This window comes from Azospirillum rugosum (assembly GCF_017876155.1).
Taxonomy (GTDB): domain Bacteria; phylum Pseudomonadota; class Alphaproteobacteria; order Azospirillales; family Azospirillaceae; genus Azospirillum; species Azospirillum rugosum.
Genome location: NZ_JAGINP010000026.1, coordinates 12,893 through 32,980 on the forward strand (window position 1 = coordinate 12,893; position 20,088 = coordinate 32,980).

General features: G+C 67.0%; 13 protein-coding genes. 7 read left to right on the plus strand and 6 right to left on the minus strand.

Annotation, left to right across the window (positions count from 1 at the left end):
* The first annotated feature begins 154 nt into the window (after positions 1-154).
* The 3 genes from J2851_RS28615 to J2851_RS28625 all read left to right on the plus strand — a co-directional run bounded on the left by J2851_RS28615 (position 155) and on the right by J2851_RS28625 (position 3,188).
* Complete coding sequence (locus tag J2851_RS28615; RefSeq protein WP_209770644.1) at positions 155-1,435, plus strand: hypothetical protein; 1,281 nt, start codon at positions 155-157, stop codon at positions 1,433-1,435.
* 1 nt (position 1,436) lies between these two features.
* Positions 1,437-2,024: a hypothetical protein gene (locus J2851_RS28620; protein ID WP_209770646.1), complete on the plus strand. Its 588-nt coding sequence runs from the start codon at positions 1,437-1,439 to the stop codon at positions 2,022-2,024.
* 231 nt (positions 2,025-2,255) lie between these two features.
* Complete coding sequence (locus J2851_RS28625) at positions 2,256-3,188, plus strand: LysR family transcriptional regulator (protein WP_209770647.1); 933 nt, start codon at positions 2,256-2,258, stop codon at positions 3,186-3,188.
* Positions 3,189-3,195: 7 nt separating this feature from the next.
* On the opposite strand, the gene J2851_RS28630 is transcribed toward J2851_RS28625, so the two are convergent.
* The 3 genes from J2851_RS28630 to J2851_RS28640 all read right to left on the minus strand — a co-directional run bounded on the left by J2851_RS28630 (position 3,196) and on the right by J2851_RS28640 (position 6,685).
* A complete protein-coding gene (locus J2851_RS28630; protein WP_209770649.1) occupies positions 3,196-5,172 on the minus strand; it encodes a methyl-accepting chemotaxis protein in 1,977 nt (658 codons plus the stop codon).
* A 50-nt stretch (positions 5,173-5,222) separates the two neighbouring features.
* Entirely contained in the window at positions 5,223-5,561 is a 339-nt protein-coding gene (locus tag J2851_RS28635; protein WP_209770651.1) for a cupredoxin domain-containing protein, read from the minus strand.
* A 62-nt stretch (positions 5,562-5,623) separates the two neighbouring features.
* Positions 5,624-6,685 (minus strand): cytochrome-c peroxidase, encoded by a 1,062-nt coding sequence (locus J2851_RS28640; protein WP_209770652.1) that lies wholly within the window; start codon positions 6,683-6,685, stop codon positions 5,624-5,626.
* Between the two features lie 472 nt (positions 6,686-7,157).
* Here J2851_RS28640 and J2851_RS28645 point away from each other — a divergent pair, with 472 nt between their 5' ends.
* The 4 genes from J2851_RS28645 to J2851_RS36430 all read left to right on the plus strand — a co-directional run bounded on the left by J2851_RS28645 (position 7,158) and on the right by J2851_RS36430 (position 16,782).
* Positions 7,158-7,904: a TetR/AcrR family transcriptional regulator gene (locus J2851_RS28645; RefSeq protein WP_209770654.1), complete on the plus strand. Its 747-nt coding sequence runs from the start codon at positions 7,158-7,160 to the stop codon at positions 7,902-7,904.
* A complete protein-coding gene (locus J2851_RS28650) occupies positions 7,894-9,123 on the plus strand; it encodes an efflux RND transporter periplasmic adaptor subunit (RefSeq protein ID WP_307420549.1) in 1,230 nt (409 codons plus the stop codon). Before J2851_RS28645 ends, J2851_RS28650 begins: the two co-directional genes overlap by 11 nt.
* A 13-nt stretch (positions 9,124-9,136) precedes the next feature.
* Positions 9,137-12,214, plus strand: a complete 3,078-nt coding sequence (locus J2851_RS28655; protein WP_209770655.1) for a MexW/MexI family multidrug efflux RND transporter permease subunit — start codon at positions 9,137-9,139, stop codon at positions 12,212-12,214.
* A gap of 275 nt (positions 12,215-12,489) precedes the next feature.
* A complete protein-coding gene (locus J2851_RS36430; protein ID WP_281416100.1) occupies positions 12,490-16,782 on the plus strand; it encodes a beta strand repeat-containing protein in 4,293 nt (1,430 codons plus the stop codon).
* Between the two features lie 69 nt (positions 16,783-16,851).
* Here the strand turns inward: J2851_RS36430 and J2851_RS28710 are convergent, their stop codons facing one another.
* The 3 genes from J2851_RS28710 to J2851_RS28720 all read right to left on the minus strand — a co-directional run bounded on the left by J2851_RS28710 (position 16,852) and on the right by J2851_RS28720 (position 19,939).
* On the minus strand, positions 16,852-17,457 hold the full coding sequence (locus tag J2851_RS28710; RefSeq protein WP_209770656.1) for a hypothetical protein: 606 nt from the start codon (positions 17,455-17,457) through the stop codon (positions 16,852-16,854).
* Positions 17,458-17,557: 100 nt separating this feature from the next.
* Entirely contained in the window at positions 17,558-18,448 is an 891-nt protein-coding gene (locus tag J2851_RS28715; protein WP_209770657.1) for an AEC family transporter, read from the minus strand.
* A 645-nt stretch (positions 18,449-19,093) separates the two neighbouring features.
* Entirely contained in the window at positions 19,094-19,939 is an 846-nt protein-coding gene (locus J2851_RS28720; RefSeq protein WP_246500995.1) for an NADH-quinone oxidoreductase subunit E, read from the minus strand.
* Positions 19,940-20,088: the final 149 nt, after the last annotated feature.

Genomic DNA, 20,088 nt, shown 5'->3' on the forward strand with positions numbered 1-20,088 from the left:
GCTGAATGTGTTCAGACCATCGTCTCACATCTGGATCACTTACGGTCGGTAAATGAACACTACCAACGCTCGCCGGCCGCGTGAGGTGTGTTGATAAACCCAATTTTTCCGTGATAAGATAATAACACCAAACAAGCACAAATTTTTAGTTGAAATGCCTCCATATTTTTATAGCACTGATGGAGCATCCGGCAGCATTCGTGCTGCAACGGGAGTCAAAGGCTTACTGTTTCCTGACAATGATGCTGCCAGGGCCTTTGGAGCTTTTTGGGCTTCGCGAGATGACTCTAGTATTGATGCGCCGAATGAGGCGTATGCAGATGCTGTGAAGCAATTATCGGCTGACAACGATTTTTCGGAAGAAATAGACCACTTTTCGATCATCAGCCAGACGGGAATCGCTCGAACGTTGTATGTATGGAATATTCTGTGTCGGGTATCCTTTTCGGCGCTATATTATAAAAAAGAGATTTCCGATCGCACAGAAGTCCACGCAATTCACAAAGAAATTGTAAGATATAATTTTGCATACATGTGCTTTTTCTTTGCTGCTTCCCCGCTACTTGAAGAATCTTTTGAAGCCAGGACGGGGCAAGGTGGGTACCATGCCGATCTTCACAGCCCGGACGTCAAAGCAGCCCGCGCCTTTTTGGAAACAATGGACGAGGTTCCTTCGCACACGTCGCTTGCGGGTGTCGTGGACCAGACGTTCGTCGCTTTGTGGCGACGCAGGAAGGAACCTGGAATAGCCGTTTTCTACGCCAGCAATAGCCGTGTCGCACCTTTTGTGGAACGCGCACTGCGGCTTCAAATTGTTCGCCCCATATTCACGTCGCCGCAGGCCGTTGGGTTGGTTGCGCGCCGTTTCTTCGAACTGCTCCTCGCGATGCGGGGCCGTTTTCTACGTTTGGTCGCTACTGGTACGAACGACCAGAGAGTGAAGGGTCTGCAAAGCGCCACCGTGCCCGCGATCCTCAGTCCGCTGGGGCAGATCGACCCCATTGCGTTCGCCACCAACCGCAAACGGTGGGAATCGCTCGAGTTGCCGCGGCGTTCAGAACGTGCATCGGTGCAAACGGTTTTGCTCTGGCACATCCTCTCCCGCTGTGCAGAGGTAGCCTTCATGATGAAGGCCAATTTGGATAAGACGCAGATCGAAAAGCACTTGCAGGCACAATGGAATTTTTACCACCCAGGCTTCATCAAGAACAAAGATGTTTGCCGAAGCGCGATGCGAATTGATTATTCGATCATAGATGAAATCATGGAAATTCGGCGCGAATCCCCCCTACTTCTCTCCAATAAAAGCCGCATTGCGTTGACGGGGCTGGGTGTATTTCATGGAATCGGCTTGAAGCAGATGGCCATCTACGAGAAGGAAGGGCGCTTGGACGCCTTTTCCGAAGCATTCGGAATAACCTACATGCAGTTTTGAAATGGTTGGATTCTATCGAGTTGTCGATTTTAATAGTCCGCAAGAGGCTCGGGCTTCGGCCGAGGATTGGAACGGCATCATTCTGTTGCCGCTGATTGATCCAGCTTCAGCCGGTGGTAAATGGTTATCGTCGCCCGAAGGACGTAGAGTGCTCTCTTTCAAAACCGGTACCGATATCCTGATCATTTACCCCAACGCCGAAAACAACATCGATTTCGTGGCATTGTCCAATGGGCTTTGTGAGGCTTTCGCCGAACATGGACATGACCTGCGGCGCGTTCACCCCGAACCCGCTGTGCTGATCATCGAAAACGGCCTGGAAAAATGCACAGTGGTGCGATTGTGCCGGCCCGATGGTTTGGCAAACATGAAAGAGGCGGACCTTGTCCGCCGCGGTATGATCCGGATCATCGATGGTTTGATCAACGGATCTGGAACGGCGGCACTCCTAAAGGCCGAGGCTGAGTTCGTTGACTTTTTCATGAGCATCGAAAACGCGGCTCCGCTGTTCGCCAACTTCGCCCGCAAGATCTCAGGGATGAAGGTAGAGGCATTGTTCCGGAGCGCTCTGGATTGGTTGAAGGCTTAAGTCCGGCTGAGGCTACCGACGCCGGCACACCTGTTCGTCCAATACGCTGGCCCAGGCAGAAAAATGCCGCCGGTGGGGGCATCCGGCGGCGGAGGAGTGGAGAAGCATCGAAGGATTGTTCGGGAGTTGCAGCGCCCGGGGTCGAACCTCCGGGGCATCCGCAATGGCTGTACGCTACGCTGCACGAATGGATTGTTGAAATCAATATATCGTATTGGCATTATTTCCTTCATGAATTTGGCTGGCGTCGACCTGAACCTTCTGCTGGTGTTCGACGCGGTGATGACGGAACGCAACGTCACCCGCGCCGCCAACCGGCTGGGCATGACCCAGCCGGCGGTGAGCAACGCGCTGAACCGCCTGCGCCTGACCGTGAAGGACGAGCTGTTCCTGCGCGGTCCCGACGGCATGCGCCCGACCCCGCGCGCGCTGGAACTGGCGCTGCCGATCCGGGAGAGCCTGCAACGGCTGGAACAGGCACTCGACCCGCAGGACTTCGACCCGTCGACGACCACGCGCGTCTTCCGCGCCGGCATGGCCGAACATTTCTCGGCGCTGATGCTGCAGAAGATCATCGAGCGGATGCGGCGGGAAGCGCCGCACGCCAAGCTCCACACCCTGCCGCTGACGCGGCTGAACGTAACGGAGCGGCTGGACAGCGGCGACGTGGACGTGGTCTTCGCCGGCCGCCTGGACCTGGAGGAGACCTACGGGCGCCAGCAGCTGTACCAGGACCGCTTCCTGGTCGCCATGCGCCGCGACCACCCGCTGGCCGACCAGCCGCTGACGCTGGAAAACTTCTGCGCGGCGGAGCACATGCTGATCACGCTGACCGGCGACACCCATTCCCCGGTCGACGACGCGCTGCACCGCGTGGGCTGCCACCGCAGCGTCGTCGTCACGGTGAACCAGTTCCTGGTCGCCTTCGGCATCGCCGGGCAGGCCGACCTGCTGCTGACCGGGCCGGGCACCATGCTGCGCCGCTACCAGGACACCTACGGCCTCGTGCTGAAGGAACTGCCGGTGCCGGTGCCCATGGCGCCCATGCAGATCATCTGGCACGCCGGCCTCGGCAACCACCCGGCCATCGACTGGTTCCGCGCCATGGTCGGGGAGCTGTGCACGGACGCCTGCTGCCAGGACGCCAAGGCGAAGTGCAGCTGATCTCCCGTCACGCCGCGTGGTCGATGGGCGCCAGCGTCGCGACCAGCCGCTCGAACGCGGTGACATAGGCCGGCATGGCCGGCGCGCCGGCGTCGAACTTCAGGTGGACCGCATCGCCCGTGACGTTGCGCACGACGAAGGGCAGCTCGACGCCCAGCCGTTCCAGCGCGACCTTGCCGGCGTCGCCGGCCGCCAGCTCCGTCAGGCCCGTGACCATCGCGCCGCCGGCGGACAGGTTCCGCACGGTGGCGCCCTGGCGGCGCCCGTTGGCGGTCACGGTGCAGGCCACGTCGACGAGGTAGCGCGGCTTACTGCGGCGGTTCGCCTCGCTGGTGGAGGTGCGGACGACGCGGACGAGCAGGTTGCGCAGGTTCTCGATGCTGCTGGCCATCTCGGTCGAGCCGGAGCGGACGTGGCTGGCCTGCTGGCCGGTCAGGTCGGCGTCCTGGGACACGGCGGCGATGCGGGTGGAGACCTCCTGCGCCGCGTGCGATGTTTCGGCGACGCTCCGGTTGATGTCCTGGGTCGCGGCCGCCTGCTCCTCCATCGCGGCGGCGATGGTGTTGGAGATGCGGTCGATGTCCAGGATGGTGTTGCCGATCTCCTCCACCGAGGCGACGGCACCGTCGGTCGCGCTCTGGATCTCGGCGATCTGGCGGGAGATCTCCTCCGTCGAGCGCGCCGTCTGGTTGGCGAGGCCCTTCACCTCGCTCGCCACGACCGCGAAGCCCTTGCCGGCCTCGCCCGCTCTCGCTGCCTCGATCGTCGCGTTCAGGGCCAGCAGGTTCGTCTGGCCGGCGATGGACTGGATCAGCGTGACCACCTCGCCGATGCGGCCGACCGAGTCGGACAGCGACCTGATGGTCTCCCGCGCGCGGGCGCCGGTTTCCACCGCCCGCTGGGTCACGGCGCGGGAATGCCGGACCTGGGCGGAGATCTCGCCGATGGAGGCGGCCAGCCGGTCGGTCGCGACGGCGACGGTCTGGGCGTTGGCCAGCGCCTGGTCGGCGGCTGCGGCCACGCTCTGCGCGTTGCTGCTGACGCGGTTGGCGGAGCCGGTCATGGTTTCCGCGTCCGTCTGCATGGCGCCGGTGTGGGCGGCCACCTGCGCCACGGCCTGGGTGGTCTCGCGCTCCACCGTTTCCGCCATGTCCAGCAGGGCCTTCTGCCGCTCCTCCTCGGCCCGGCGCGCCAGCATGGCCTCCCGCTCCCGCTGGTCGAGCAGGCTGCGCCGCATCTGTTCCAGCGAGCCGAGCAGGTGGCCCAACTCGTCCGACCGGCGGCTGACGCTCCGTTGCGACAGGTCGCCGCCGGCGATCGTGCGGGCGAGCGATACCGCCTCGCCCAGAGCGCGCAGGATGTCGCGGGACAGCAGCACCGCCAGCGTGACGCCCAGCAGGATGGCGCAGAAGCCGACGGCCATGGTCAGGTTGCGCGCCATGGCGATCTGGGCCCGGCCGGTCTCCACGAACTCGAAGCCGTAGGCCTTGGCGTCCTCCACGCTGATGTCGATCTTGTCGCGGATGGCGGTGGCGAGCGCGTCGACCTCCGCCTTGCGCGGGCGCGGCGCATTGGAGGAGGAAGCGGGGGCGAACAACGGGGCGACGCGGGAGTCCCAGCCCTTCAGCAGCTCCGCCACGCCCTCCGTCCCCGCGCGCATGGCGGCGGTGGGGGCGCGGGCCGCCGCGATGCCCAGGTCGTCCGACAGGGTCGAGCGCGCGGTCTCGTAACCGCTGCGGATCTCCTCCGGCACCGCGCCGTTCGCGGCCATGGCCAACGCGACGAGCCGCTGCATGTCGCTGAAGTCGCTCTGCGCGGAGCGGGCGGCGTCGCTGGTCTGCAGCACGTTGTCGTACATCACGACGGCCAGCTGCCCGGTCGTCACGACGTTGTACAGCGCGTACAGGCCGGCGATGCCGGACAGCCCCAGAAGGGCGGCGAATCCCCCGTACAGCTTCGCCCGGATGCTGTGATGCGCGAACATGCCCGCCCCCGACGTCCCCTCGGCACTCACGTCCGTCCGTCCCCGCATCATCAATTCCCGACGTGGATCCGCAGCTTCATGCCCGGATGGATGGCGCACTGCACGTCCACGTCCCCGGGGGTCGAGAAGGTCACGTCGGAGGATTCGCCCGGCTTCTGCGTCTTCACGTCGAAGGCGTTGCCCGGCGACTGGGAATAGACGTTGTGGGTGATCGGGTCCTTGTTCGCGAAGGTGACCGTGTCGCCCTTCCGGATGGTCAGCTCGGGAGTCGAGAACTTCTTGCCGACCTGGTCGACCACGACGGTCTCGGCGTGGCCGGGCGCGGCGGAGCCCGCCAGGGCGGCCAGCGCCAGGAGGAGGGCGGCGGTTCCGTGGGTGAGCGTGCGCATGGGGATCAGCTTTCCAAATGGCTGTGGCCGACGGGGCGGCCGAGGATCGTTGGCGGTACCGGTCACAGACCCGGCGATTGCACCGGCATGGCGAGCGTCGGCAGCGGAACGGGCTCCGCGTCGCCGGTCAGGGTCAGCATGAAGGCGACGAGGTCGGCCTTCTCCTGCGCGGTCAGGGTCAGCGGCTTCATCTCCTCCGCCAGGCTCGGCCGCGGCGTGCCGCCCTTCGCGTAATGCTCCACCACCGCCTTCAGGTCGGCGAGCGAGCCGTCGTGCATGTAAGGGGCGCGGCGCGCCACGTCGCGCAGCGTCGGCGTCTTGAAGGCGTGCTGCATGGACGGCAGCGGCAACTGCCGGCCGCGGCCGATGTCCTCGTCCGGCAGGCCGATGTCGTGGAAGCCGTGGTCGGTGAAGTTCCAGCCGCCGTGGCAGGCCTGGCAGTTGGCCTTGCCGTTGAACAGCGCGAAGCCGCGCTTGGCCGACTCGCCGATGGCGGACTCGTCGCCGGCGATCCAGCGGTCGAACGGGGCCGGACCGGACACGACGGTGCGCTCATAGGTCGCGATGGCCTTGGCGATGTTGGCCAGGGTGATGCCCTCCCCCGGGAAGGCCATGTCGAAGGCCGTGCGGTAGCCGTCGATCGCCGCCAGCTTCGGCACCAGTTCGTCCAGCTTCTGGTTCATCTCCATGTCGGATTCGACCGGGCCCAGCGCCTGGTCCTCCAGGCTGGACTTGCGGCCGTCCCACATCAGCAGGTCCGCCCAGGCGAGGTTCAGGATGGTCGGGGTGCGCCGCCCCAGCGTGCCGCCGGCGCCGTGCCCCTTGCCCAGCCCGTCGCCCCAGGAGAGCGCCGGGTTGTGGCAGGTGGCGCAGGACATCGTGTTGTTGCCGGACAGGCGCGGGTCGAAATAGAGCTGCTGGCCGAGCCGCAGCTTCTCCACGGAAAAGGGATTGTCGGCGGGGAAAGGAACCGCGGTGGGCCGCCGGTATTCCTTCTTAAGTGTTTCCAGGGACTTGGAAGCCTCCGGTGCGGGCGCCTCGCCGGACCGGGCCGGTGTGGCGACGACCACGGCCGCTGCGGCCGTCAGAAGGATTCCGAAGACGCTGTTGCACAGGGATCGCATGAGTCTCTCCATCCTGCTGCCGACGCTGGGGCAAGCCTCGGCGCCATGGGGTCCCGATCCGGTTCGGTCGGACCGAACCGGGTTCCATTCCCAAAGCTTTCCGATGGAAGTCCGAAGCGTGCCTGAAGTCTCTGGCCGCAGCTTCACCCGTCTACAAATTATGGTATCAGCAAACAAACAACCGCTTCTTGGGGCGTCGTCGTTTCCCGTGATCTATTTCCAATGGTATACATCGGCTCGACCGGAAGTCGTCGTCTGAAAACACATACGCAATTGCGGCCGAAGGTCGCACGATGTGTTCGTATACTTATATGTTCAGCGATAAGCGTCTCTGACCGCTTCACAATTCCGCCCGGACGGCAGCCTGGCCGTGGCGAACGCCTGGACAGGATGTCCAACCCGTGATAGCGATGCGTCTCAAAAGTGAGTTAGCACTCACTGATAAGGCAGGGACGGGATGGGCAGGGAAGGAATGCGACGACTCGGCAACCGGGAACGGCGCGCGGCGATCATCGACGCGGTCCTTCCCCTGTTCGCGCGCAAAGGCTTCGCCGGCACCACGACGAAGGAGATCGCCCAGGCCGCCGGCGTGTCGGAAGCGCTGATCTTCAAGCACTTCCCCAGCAAGGCGGCGCTGTACGAGGCGATCTTCCTGTCCTGCGTGGACGGCGACGAGGAGCTGGCGCGGCTTCTCGCCATGGAGCCCGGCACGGCGGCCCTGGTCGCCTATGTCGAGGCCATGGTCCGCCACTATGTGTGGGACGTCCCCGCCAACCGCGGCGGCGAGCTGCCGCGCAAGCGCCTGTTCATCATGAGCCTGCTGGAGGACGGGGAGTTTGCCCGCCTCGCCGGGCATTGGGCGTCGGAGCACCTGTCGCCCTGCTTCGTCGCGTCGCTGCGCGCCGCGCAGGCCGCCGGGGACCTCGTGCCCACCGCCCTGACCGCCACAGTGCCGGAAAACGCCTTCTGGCTGTCGGAACTGCTGGGCTCGATGCTCGCCACCGTCCGCCTGCCGGAAAGCCCGGTGCTGCCGTCGCTGCACGACAACGAGCGGGTGGCCCGCCAGACGGTCGCCTTCATCCTGCGCGGCCTCGGCCTGAAAGACGAGGTAATCGCCGCGCACACCTCATCCGCCCTACCCATGGCCGACGTAGAAGCGGCCGACACCGCTATCAACCGAGAAACGTCCTGTTCGAGAGAGGTCGATCGTGACCACTGAGTCCGAGTACGCCGCCGACGCGCGGCAGCAGGGAACCGCCCAACAAGCGACCGCCCAACAAGGGACAAACGCGCGCCGCCCCGTCACCCGCGGGCGGCTGGCGGTGCGGATCGTCATCATGGCCGTGATCCTGGCCCTTCTCTTCGGGGCGCTGTACGGCTTCAACAGCTTCCGCCAGAAGGCCATCGCCGACTTCTTCGCCAGCAACAAGCCGCCGCCCACCCCGGTGTCGGTGGCGGAGGCCAAGTCGCAGTCGGTGCCCAAGTACCTGAACGCCATCGGCACGCTGACCGCCAGCCGGCAGGTCACCGTGGCGCCGGAGGTGGTCGGCCGCATCACCCAGATCTTCTTCGAATCGGGGGCGCGCGTGAAGGCCGGGGCTCCGCTCGTCCAACTCAACGACGCAACGGAGCAGGCCGACCTGCTGGCCTACCGCGCCCAGGCGAAGCTGGCCGAGAACAACCTGGAGCGCGCGCGCAACCTGCTGCGCAACCAGGCCGGCCCGCAGGTCACCGTGGACCAGAACCAGGCCCAGCTGGACGAGGCCAACGCCAACATCAAGCGGACGGAGTCGCTGATCGCGGAAAAGCTGATCCGCGCGCCCTTCGACGGCGACCTGGGCATCCGGCAGGTGAACGTCGGCCAGTATGTCAACGCCGGCGGTGCGGTGGTCACGCTGACCGACCTGTCGAAGCTCTACGTCGACTTCACCCTGCCGGAACAGGCGCTGAGCCAGATCCGGGTGAACCAGCCCGTGCTGGTCGCCGCCGACGCCGCCCCCGGCCTGACCTTCAACGCCGTCATCACCACCATCGAGCCGCAGGTCAGCGCCGACACCCGCGCCATCAAGGTGCAGGCGACGCTGGACAACCCGGACCGCAAGCTGCTGCCGGGCATGTTCGCCAACGTGCGCGTGGTGCAGCCGCCGGCCGCCGGCCGCATCGTCGTGCCGGAGACGGCGGTGGACTACACCGTCTACGGCGACAGCGTCTTCGTCGTCACCCCGGGCAAGGATCCGGAGGGGAAGGAGACGCACGTGGTCAACCGCGTGCCCGTGAAGACCGGCGACCGGTTCGAGAACGGCGTGGAGATCCTGTCCGGCCTGAAGGCCGGCGACCGGGTGGTGTCGTCGGGCCAGCTGAAGCTGAACAACGGGGCCGCCGTGGTGCCGACGGAGGCCAGCGCGCTGGTGCCGCCGCAGCCGCTGCCGCGCAACTGACGGGGATCGGGCCATGTCCTTCACCGACATCTTCATCCGCCGCCCGGTCCTGGCGCTGGTCGTCAGCCTGCTGATCCTGCTGGTCGGCGTTCGCTCGCTGACGGACCTGCCGATCCGCCAGTATCCGGAGCTGAAGAACACCGTCATCACCATCTCCACGGTCTACGCCGGCGCGTCGCCCGACCTGATGCAGGGCTTCATCACCACGCCCATCGAGCAGGCCGTGGCGACCGCGGAAGGCATCGACTACATCACCTCCTCCTCCACCCAGGGGACGAGCGTGGTCACCGCCTACATCCGGCTGAACTTCGACCCCAACGTCGCGATGACCGACGTCATGTCGAAGGTGCAGCAGGTGAAGTACCAGCTGCCGCGCGAGGCCAACGACCCGGTGATCCTGAAGTCCACCGGCGAGACGACCTCGATCCTCTACATGGGCTTCTCCAGCCCCGAGCTGTCGGGGGCGGCCATCTCCGACTACCTGACGCGCGTGGTGCAGCCGCTGCTGTCCACCGTGTCCGGCGTGGCGGAGGCGAAGATCCTGGGCGGCCAGACCTTCGCCATGCGCGTCTGGCTGGATCCGGAACGGATGGCGGCGCGCAACATCGCCGCGGCCGACGTGCGGGCGGCGATCCAGGCCAACAACTTCCAGTCCGCCCCCGGCCAGACCAAGGGCGTCTTCGTCGTCAGCAACGTCACCACCAACACCGGCCTGACCGACGTGGAGCAGTTCCGGCAGATGGTGGTGAAGTCCAAGGACGGCGCGCTGGTCCGCATGAAGGACATCGCCCAGGTCGAGCTGGGCGCGCAGAGCACCGACGCCAGCGTGTCGATGAACGGCCAGCAGGCCATCTTCATCGGCGTGAACTCCACCCCCACCGGCAACCCGCTGAACATCGTCGCCGACATCCGCAAGCTGGTGCCGGAGCTGCAGCGCAACCTGCCGCCGTCCCTGAAGATGGAGATCGTCTACGACAGCACGCGCTTCATCCAGGCCTCCATCGACGAGGTGCAGAAGACGCTGATCGAGGCGGTGGGCATCGTCATCGTGGTGATCTTCCTGTTCCTGGGAAGCTTCCGGTCGGTGCTGATCCCCATCGTGACCATCCCGCTGTCCATCGTGGGTGCGGCGACGATCATGCTGGCCATGGGCTTCAGCCTGAACCTGCTGACCCTGCTCGCCATGGTGCTGGCCATCGGCCTGGTGGTCGACGACGCCATCGTGGTGGTGGAGAACGTCCACCGCCACCTGGAGGAGGGCAAGTCGCCGGTCCAGGCGGCACTGATCGGCGCGCGGGAGATCGTGGGGCCGGTCATCTCCATGACCATCACGCTGGCCGCGGTCTACGCGCCCATCGGCTTCCTCGGCGGGCTGACCGGCGCCCTGTTCCGCGAATTCGCCTTCACGCTGGCGGGGTCGGTCATCATCTCCGGCATCGTGGCGCTGACGCTCACGCCGATGATGTGCTCCCTCCTGCTGACGCGGGAGATGAGCGAGGGCCGCTTCGCCCGCTTCGTCGACCACAGCTTCGAGAAGATCACGAACTGGTACGGGCGCCGGCTGGCCGGCTCGCTCGACTACCGGGCGGCGACGCTGCTGTTCGGCGTCGGCGTTCTGGCCAGCGTCGGCTTCCTCTTCGCCAACACCATGGCGGAGCTGGCGCCGGAGGAGGACCAGGGCATCCTGTTCGGCATCACCAAGGCGCCGCAATACGCCAACCTGGACTACATCGACACCTACGGGCGCCAGCTGGACGAGGTCTTCACCCATTACCCGGAGACCGACACCCGCTTCGTGCTGAACGGCATGCCGACCCTGACCCAGGGCTTCGCCGGCATGATCCTGAAGCCGTGGGACGAGCGCACGCGGTCGGCCAAGGAACTCCAGCCGCTGGTCCAGGCGGAGCTGGGGAACGTCAGCGGCACGCAGATCTTCCTGGTGTCGCCGCCCGCCCTGCCCGGTTCCACCGGCGGCCTGCCGGTGCAGATGGTCATCAACAGCCCCGGCGACTACAAGACCATCTTCGACGCCATGGAGCGCATCAAGGCCGCGGCGCGCGACAGCGGCATGTTCATCGTCAGCGACAGCGACCTGCAGTTCAACAGCCCGGTGATCCGGCTGAAGGTGGACCGGTCGAAGGCGGCCGACCTCGGCCTGTCCATGGCGGCGGTCGGCGACACGCTGGCCGTGCTGGTCGGCGGCAACTACGTCAACCGCTTCAACCTGAACGGCCGCTCCTACGAGGTCATCCCGCAGGTGCCGCGCGACAAGCGCCTGACTCCGGAGGCGCTGACGCAGTATTACGTCACCGCGGCCAACGGCGCGCAGATCCCGCTGTCCACCATCGTCTCCATCGAGACGGCGACCGAGCCCAACGCGCTGACCAAGTACAACCAGCTGCCGTCGGCCACCTTCTCCGCCGTGCCGATGCCCGGCGTGACGATGGGCCAGGCCGTGGACTTCCTGGAGCAGAAGGCCCGCGAGATCCTGCCGGCCGGCTTCGGCCACGACTACCTGTCGGAATCGCGGCAGTACGTGACCGAAGGCAACCAGCTGATGATCACCTTCGTCTTCGCGCTGGTGGTCATCTACCTGGTGCTGGCGGCTCAGTTCGAGTCGTTGCGCGACCCGCTGGTGATCCTGATCTCCGTGCCCATGTCGATCTGCGGTGCGCTGCTGCCGCTGTTCTTCGGCCTGTCGACCATGAACATCTACACCCAGGTGGGCCTGGTGACGCTGATCGGCCTGATCAGCAAGCACGGCATCCTGATGGTGGAGTTCGCCCGCGAGATGCAGATCAACGAGCGGGTGGACCGCCGCACGGCGATCGAGCACGCGGCCCGTGTCCGCCTGCGCCCGATCCTGATGACCACGGCGGCGATGGTGGTGGGCCTGCTGCCCCTGCTGACCGCCAACGGGGCGGGTGCGGCCAGCCGCTTCTCCATCGGCCTGGTGATCGTGTCCGGCATGCTGATCGGCACGCTGTTCACGCTGTTCGTCCTGCCGGCGGTCTATACCGTCCTGGCCAAGGACCACCACGCCGCCGCGACGTCGCGGCGCGCGCAGGAGATCGCCGCGGCGTCGCGGTAAGTCCCTCCCGCGTCCGGCTGCCGACGAGCGCCCGAAGCGTTCGCCGGCAGCCGAGAGCGGCACAACCCTGTGTTTTGCGCTGCGGTAGAAATTCAATAACGCAACCCGCTCCACAGGTAGCCGCCGCAAGTTCCTGGCGCCCTGAACGTCCATGAGGTTGCATATTCAGCCCCCGCCGGGGTGCGGCTAATCGATGAATATGTATTGAATGGGGAATGTTGCCTGGAAACAATCACCGATGCGAGTTGATGACCATCTTGGATCGGTGCAGAAACATGGCAAACCTGACTGGTACACCCGCGGACGATTCCCTGGTGGGCAGCAGCGGCGATGACACGCTGCTGGGCAACGCCGGCAACGATACGTTGGACGGCGGCGCCGGCAACGATGTCCTGAACGGCGGCCCCGGCGCCGACTCCCTGGTGGGCGGCGCGGGCAACGACATGCTGGGCTATTACGGCTCCAGCGCCGGCGTGACGATCGATCTCCGACTGACGGGCCCGCAGGTGAGCGCCGGCGACGCGTCCGGCGACGTGCTGGTCGGCATCGAGAACCTGTCGGGATCGTCCTACAACGACACCCTGATCGGCGACGCCGCAAACAACTTCATGGAGGGTGGTGCCGGGGCCGACTCGCTCGACGGCGGCGCCGGCACGGACGGCGCGGGGTACTATGGCTCCAGCACCGGCGTGACGGTCAATCTGAGCCTGACCGGCCCGCAGGTCAGCGCCGGCGACGCCTCCGGCGACGTGCTGCTCAACGTCGAGAACCTCAGCGGCTCCCTGTTTGCCGACCAGCTGACCGGCGATGCCGGCGACAATTTCTTGGGGGGTGAGGCTGGCGACGACACGCTGGACGGCGGCGCCGGCAACGACAACCTCAGCGGCGGCGCCGGGGCCGACTCGCTGGTCGGCGGCGCCGGCAATGACATGGCGAGCTATTACGGCTCCAGCGCCGGCGTGACGGTCGACCTGCGCCTGACAGGCGCGCAGGTCAGCGCCGGCGACGCCTCCGGCGACGTGCTGGTCGGCATCGAGAACCTGTGGGGATCGTCCTACAACGACACCCTGATCGGGGACGCCGCAAACAACTTCATGGAGGGTGGTGCCGGGGCCGACTCGCTCGACGGCGGGGCCGGCACGGACGGCGTGGGGTACTACAATTCCAACGCCGGTGTGACGGTCAATTTGAGCCTGACCGGCCCGCAGGTCAGCGCGGGCGACGCCTCCGGCGACGTGCTGCTCAACATCGAGAACGTCAACGGCTCGAAATTTTCCGACATTCTGACCGGCGACGCCGGCGACAATTTCCTGGGGGGTGACGCCGGCGACGACACGCTGGACGGCGGCGCCGGCAACGACAACCTCAGCGGCGGCGCCGGCGCCGACTCGCTGGTGGGCGGGACCGGCACCGACTCCGCGGGCTACTTCAATTCGAGCGTCGGCGTGACGGTCAATCTGAGCCTGACCGGCCCGCAGGTCAGCGCGGGTGACGCCTCCGGCGACGTGCTGGTCGGCATCGAAAACCTCAACGGCTCGACATTTGCCGACATCCTGACCGGCGATGCCAGCGACAATTTCCTGGGCGGTGACGCCGGCAACGACACGCTGGACGGCGGCGCCGGCAACGACAACGTCAGCGGCGGCGCCGGGGCCGACTCGCTGGTCGGCGGCGCCGGCAATGACATGGCGAGCTATTACGGCTCCAGCGCCGGCGTGACGGTCGATCTCCGACTGACGGGCCCGCAGGTGAGCGCCGGCGACGCGTCCGGCGACGTGCTGGTCGGCATCGAGAACCTGTCGGGATCGTCCTACAACGACACCCTGATCGGTGGTGCCGCGAACAATTTCCTGGACGGCGGCGCTGGCGCCGACTCGCTCGACGGCGGGGCCGGCACGGATGGCGTGGGTTACTACAATTCCAACGCCGGTGTGACGGTCAATTTGAGCCTGACCGGCCCGCAGGTCAGCGCGGGTGACGCCTCCGGCGACGTGCTGCTCAACATCGAGAACGTCAACGGCTCGAAATTCGCCGACCGCCTGACCGGCAACGCCGGGGACAATTACCTTTGGGGAGACGTCGGGGACGACACTCTGGACGGCGGGGCCGACAACGACAACCTGCAAGGCGGCAACGGCGCCGACTCGCTGGTCGGCGGGACCGGCAACGACATCCTTGAGGGTGGTGCCGGCGCGGATGTCCTTGACGGCGGCGTCGGCGACGACACCGTCTCCTACTGGAACTCCGGTGTCGGGGTAACGGTCGACCTCTCCCTGACCGGCGCGCAGGTCAGTGCCGGCGATGCTTCCGGCGACGTGCTGACCAACATCGAAAACATCAACGGCTCGCAATTGTCCGACCTGTTGATGGGCAACGATCAGGCCAATTTCTTCTTCGGCCAGAGCGGCAATGACACCATCGTCGGCGGTGCCGGCAACGACAGCGTGCGGGGCGGGGCGGGCAATGATTCGCTCGACGGCGGCGCCGGCGCGGACATGGTGGATTACCGGGACTCCTCGGCGGGCGTTTCCGTGAACCTCGGCACCGGCCTGGCCCAGGACGGCTGGGGCGGGACCGACACCATTTCCGGCTTCGAGCGGGTGCGCGCCTCCAACTACGCCGACACGCTGACGGGCGGGACCGGCAACGACCGGTTCGACCCCCTGGGCGGCGACGACCTCATCGACGGCGGGGCCGGCATCGACCGCGTCGATTACGTCAACGACACCGGTCCGGTGAGCATCGACCTCGCCGCCGGCCGGGCGGTGGATGGAACGGGCGGGCGCGACACGCTGACGTCCGTCGAGAACGGGTCGGGCTCGAACTACAACGACACCATCGTCGGCAGCGCCGGCAACAACGCCATCAACGGCCGCGGCGGCGCCGACACGCTGACGGGCGGCGGCGGAAACGACACCTTCGTCGAATCGCCGCTCGACCCGATGGGCGACGTCGACCTCATCACCGACTTCAACCTTGGCGACGTCATCAACACCGACACCCTGGTCCTCAGCGGATCGGTGACCGCCGGCACCGGCGCGACGGTCGGCCTGGGCGATGTCCAGGTCAGCCGGGCGAACGGCGTCACGACGCTCCACATCGGCGCCGACAGCACGCCGGGTGCCGACATGACCGTCCAGTTGGCCGGTGCCTTCCAGGTCAGCAGCTTCAGCGCGTCGAACAACCTCATCGCGCTGACCTCGATGGCCGCACCGGTGGAGCCGACGCTGTCCATCGCCGCCGCCGACGCGTCCAAGGACGAGGGCAACGCGCCCGGCACGGCCTTCACCTTCACCCTGGCGCGCAACGGCGACGTTGCGGGAAGCTCGTCGGTCGCCTGGGCCCTGACCGGATCGGGCGGCACCGCCGCCGACGACGCGGATTTCGGGGGAAGGCTGCCATCGGGCACCGTGACCTTCGCCCCGGGCGAAACCAGCAAGACCATCACGGTGACGGTGGCCGGAGACACGCAGGAGGAAGCCGACGAGGGCTTCACCGTGACGCTGTCCAACCCCGTCGGCGCGACGCTGGGCACCGCGACGGCGAACGGCCTCATCCGCAACGACGACATCGCGCCCAAGGCGCAGCCTTACACGCGGACGGCACTGGAGACGAACACCAGCAATCCGGTGGTGCTCAACGACACGCTGGTGCAAAAGTCGGTGATCTCCGCCATGGAGACGGTGCTCGACACCAACGTCGTCGCTTCGAAGGTCGATGGGACAGCCACGTTCATCGGCAACACGACGAGCCCGGTCACCCTCGTCGGCGGCGGCGCCAAGAACCAGCTGCTCGTCGCCAACGACAAGGCCGGCACCGTCATCAACGCGGGCACGGGATCGGGCACCATCGTCGGCGGTTCGGCCGACCAGCTGCTGGGGACCGACGCGACGGCGGGCGGTGAATTCCTGTTCTACGGCGGCACCGGGAACGACACCATCGTCGGGGCGGCGGGCAACAACACCATCACCGCCGGCACGGGCAACAACCTCATCGGTCTCGCCGGCGGCAACAACAAGGTCTATGCGGCCGGCAACGACACCGTCATCGCGGGCGGCGGCAACGCCACCATTGGCGCCGGTGCGGGCAACGCCGTGATCAACGTCGTCGGCGGTTCCAACCTGGTCATCGGCGGCTCGGGCAACTCGACCATCGCGGCCGCGGCCGGCAACAACACCCTGTTCGGCGGCGCGGGCAACACCACGATCGCCGGCGGTTCGGGCAACGACCTGCTGATCGGCGCCACCTCCAAGACCGGCAACGCGGTCCTGGGCGGCTTCGCCGGCAACGACACCCTGGTCGGCGGCGTCGGCAACGACACGCTGTTCGGCGGCACGGGCAACGACATCTTCGTGTTCAGCACCGTCTTCGGCGGCGGCAAGCACATCATCGGCGACTTCACCGCCGGTTCCGACCTCATCGCGGTCCAGGGCTACGGCCTCACCGCGGCCCAGGTCGCGGCGAAGGTCACGGTGACGGGCGGCAGCTCGGTCATCGCCCTGTCGGATGGCACGCAGATCACGGTTGCCGGCGTCACCAACCTGACCGCCAGCAACTTCGCCGTCTGATAAGAAGCCCCTGCATCACCCTGATGGACCTGCCGAGCGATCGGCAGGTCCATTTTTTTCCCCAAGGGCTCAGCGCCCGGTCTGTCCCAGCACCCGGACGGGCGCGCGGCCGCGCCGCTGGACCGGTCCCAGCGTCCGGATGAAGGGCGGCAGGCTGGAGCTGGACGAGGTCCAGCCCGCGGTCGCCGCCTCGGCGGCCGGCTCCTCGGCCGGGGCGGTGTCCTCCGCGAGGGGAGCGGCGACGGCACCCGGCCGGAAGCCGCGCAGGATCCAGGACAGCAGCACCCCAGCCAACAGGATCCCGACCGGCGGCAGCAGCGCGCCCAGCGCCCAGGGGAGCAGAGCCCGCGCCCCGACCGGGGCGTGCTGGTCCTGGAAGCGTTGGGTGATCTCCCGCAGGCGATCCTCCCCGAGGTCGCGCGGAGCGAACAGCGTGGTGTGGTCGTCCAGCTCGATCCGGACGATGACACCGCGCACCACGCCATCCTCCAAAACCCCGTCGGTGACGGCAAGCTGCTGGGGAACGAACGCCTCCGCAGCGGTCGAGTAGGCGTAGACGCCGGACGCCGCGGCGGGCCGGCCGCCCAGCGCCATGGCGCCATAGCCGGCAACGGCGGCCGCCCACAGCACCGCGGCCACGAGCCAGACCCGCAGCAAGCCCTTGTTCCAATTCATGTCCGTCTCCCGCCCCGTCCACCGCCTGGATCTCGGCGGCAAATCTACGGGACCGGCCCGCGGAGCGGCCAGGGGCAAAAACCGGGCTTTGGCGCCGGGATCACATCACGGCCAGCAACAAAAGCGGCAGCGCCAGGAAGGCCATGGCGGTGGAGCCCAGCACCATGCCGGCGACTTCCTCCGGCGCGTTGTTGTAGCGCAGCGCCCACAGATAGTTGAAGACCGCCACCGGCATCGTGCTTTGCAGCAGGACCACCCCGCGGATCGTGCCCTGCAGCCCTAGGAGATGCACGATCGCCAGCCCGGAGAGGAATCCCAGCACGATCCGCAGCGCCGACATCGCCAGCGACCGCAGGATCCCCTGCATCCGCAGCCCGGCCAGCGCCACCCCCAGCGACAGCAGCATCAGCGGTACGGCGCAGTTGCCCAGCAGCGTCGTGGTGTTGGTCACCCATTGCGGCGGCTGGATCCCGGTCAGCAGGACGATCACTGCCACGGCGACCGCATAGATCACCGGCGTGCGCAGGACCTGGGCGACGTCGGTTCGCCCCGCGGCCAGCGCCGGCCCGATGGTGAATTGCAGCACCGCGAGCGCCGCGAAGAACAGCACCGCCAGCCCGAGCCCGGTTTCGCCGAAGGCGAACAGGCACACGGGGATGCCCATGTTGCCGCCGTTCGGGAAGGACAGCGCCGGCAGATACACGCGCAGCGGCAGCCGGAAGGCCAGCAGCAGCGGCGTGGCGAGCAGCCCGGCCAGGAGCATGCAGCCGACCGAGGCGGCGGCCATGGTCAGCAGCTCCTCGCCGCCCAGCGTCAGCCGCACCAGCGACGAGAAGACGAGGCAGGGCGTCGAGACGTTGATCGCGAAGGTGGTGATGAAGGCGCTGTCGTAGGGGAGCTTGGCGCGCTTCCAGCCGAAACCAAGGGCGGCGATGAGGAAGACCGGCACCACGACGGCGGCGATGCCGGATAACGGGGCGAGAAAATCCATGGTCGGGAGGCGTCCGGAACCCGCGCGGGGGCGAAAGGAAGGGGAAAGGACGATCCCATCCCCGGCTGGCCCCCAGTACAGGGAGGAACACGCCGGGCTTCAACGGAAAACTGCGGCGTTGCGGGAATGTCCGCCCTGCGCACGGTTTCCTGCGCGCGTTCGGCCGGAGGCGGCAGGGCCGCCGCCTGTTGCCGTTGGGCAAGCTCCGCCTCCCGCTCCTTCTGGCGGCGGCGGAAGGCGATCTCGCGGGCGCGGAACGCCTGCTCCTGCCGCAAGGTCGTGGCGAGGCGCCGCAACGCCGCCACCCGCCGCACAGCGTCGCTCTCGGCCTGCCCGGCCGCCGCCCGGAAGTCGCCAACCGTCGGAAAGCGCCGGAAGCCCGAGCGGAAGGAAGCCCAGACCCCCTGGAACCCCGCGATCCACAGCTCCGCCGGCCAGGAGGCCATCTCCAGCACATCCGCCTCCAGGACGTCGGCGTCCGGCAGCTCCAGCCCGAAGCGCGCCGAGAGCTTTTCGATCCCCGTCAGGACATTCTCCACGCCGATCGCGGGTGCGGCCTCCGACAGCGCAGCTTCGACCCGCTCCGCCAGGGCGCCGATCTCCTCCGGCGCGCGGTCGCCGAGTTCGAACCGCAGGTCGGCCCGATCAAGCCGGGCGAGCGAGACGATCGCGGAGGGCAGCGAGGACATCAGCGTTTCGGGCAGCGTTTCGGGCAGCGTTGCAGGACGCCAGCCCGTGTCCGGGCTGCTGGGGAAGGGAAGCAGGGCGGCGGTCATTCTGATCGCTCCGGTTGGTCGGACGGCGGGTGGCGGTGGACTGGCGGACGGCAGGTGCGCCCTGCGGATCGGTGGGCGCTTCGGACGGGGCGACCAGCTCGCGAGCGACCCAGCGGCGCCAGGCGGTGCTGGGATCGGCCGGGCTGTAGCCGTTGCGGGCGTTGGCCTTGCGGCACCAGCCGACGAACTTGCCGGTCACCGCGGCGGGATCGACGTCCGGCCGGGTCTCGGCGGCCCAGGCCAGGTCGTCGGCGGTCGGTTGCCAGTCCGAGGCCAGCGGTTCGGCGAACGATGTCCCGTTGATCCGGATCCGCTCGCCCGCTCCCCCCGCCCGGCGGGAGGAGGAGTTTTGAGAAGCTAAGGGATTCTCCGATTCCAGGAGTCCGTCAGCCGGCTGACCGGTCACGTCGCCCCGCTGACCGCAGGAGTCGGCGGCGCCGGCCAGGGCGTAGACCATCCCGCGGAACCCCCGCTTGCGGCGGGCCTCCACCAGGGCCATCTCGGGCGCCTGAAGCTTCGTGAGCACGGCGCTGAGCCACGGGCGGCTCTTGCCCAACTCGGCGGCAAGCTCGTCCTGCACGAGGTCGGCGCAGACGCCGTCGGCGCCCGCACGCGCGTAAAGGCCGGACAGGACCGCGATCTCCGCGGCCCCCACTCCAGACACAGCAATCCAGTGCCGGTACAGGGTCGTGTACGGCTTCATTGAAAATCCCATGATCCAGCGGGCCATAATCCGGTAAGCCGGGGACCGTGGAGACAAAGCAAACCCGTTAACGGAATCCGCGATTCCGCTTGGTTTTCCGGATCCACCCTGGCATCATGGAGTCGCCAAACTGCTGATGCGGGGTCCGGTTCTGCCGGTCT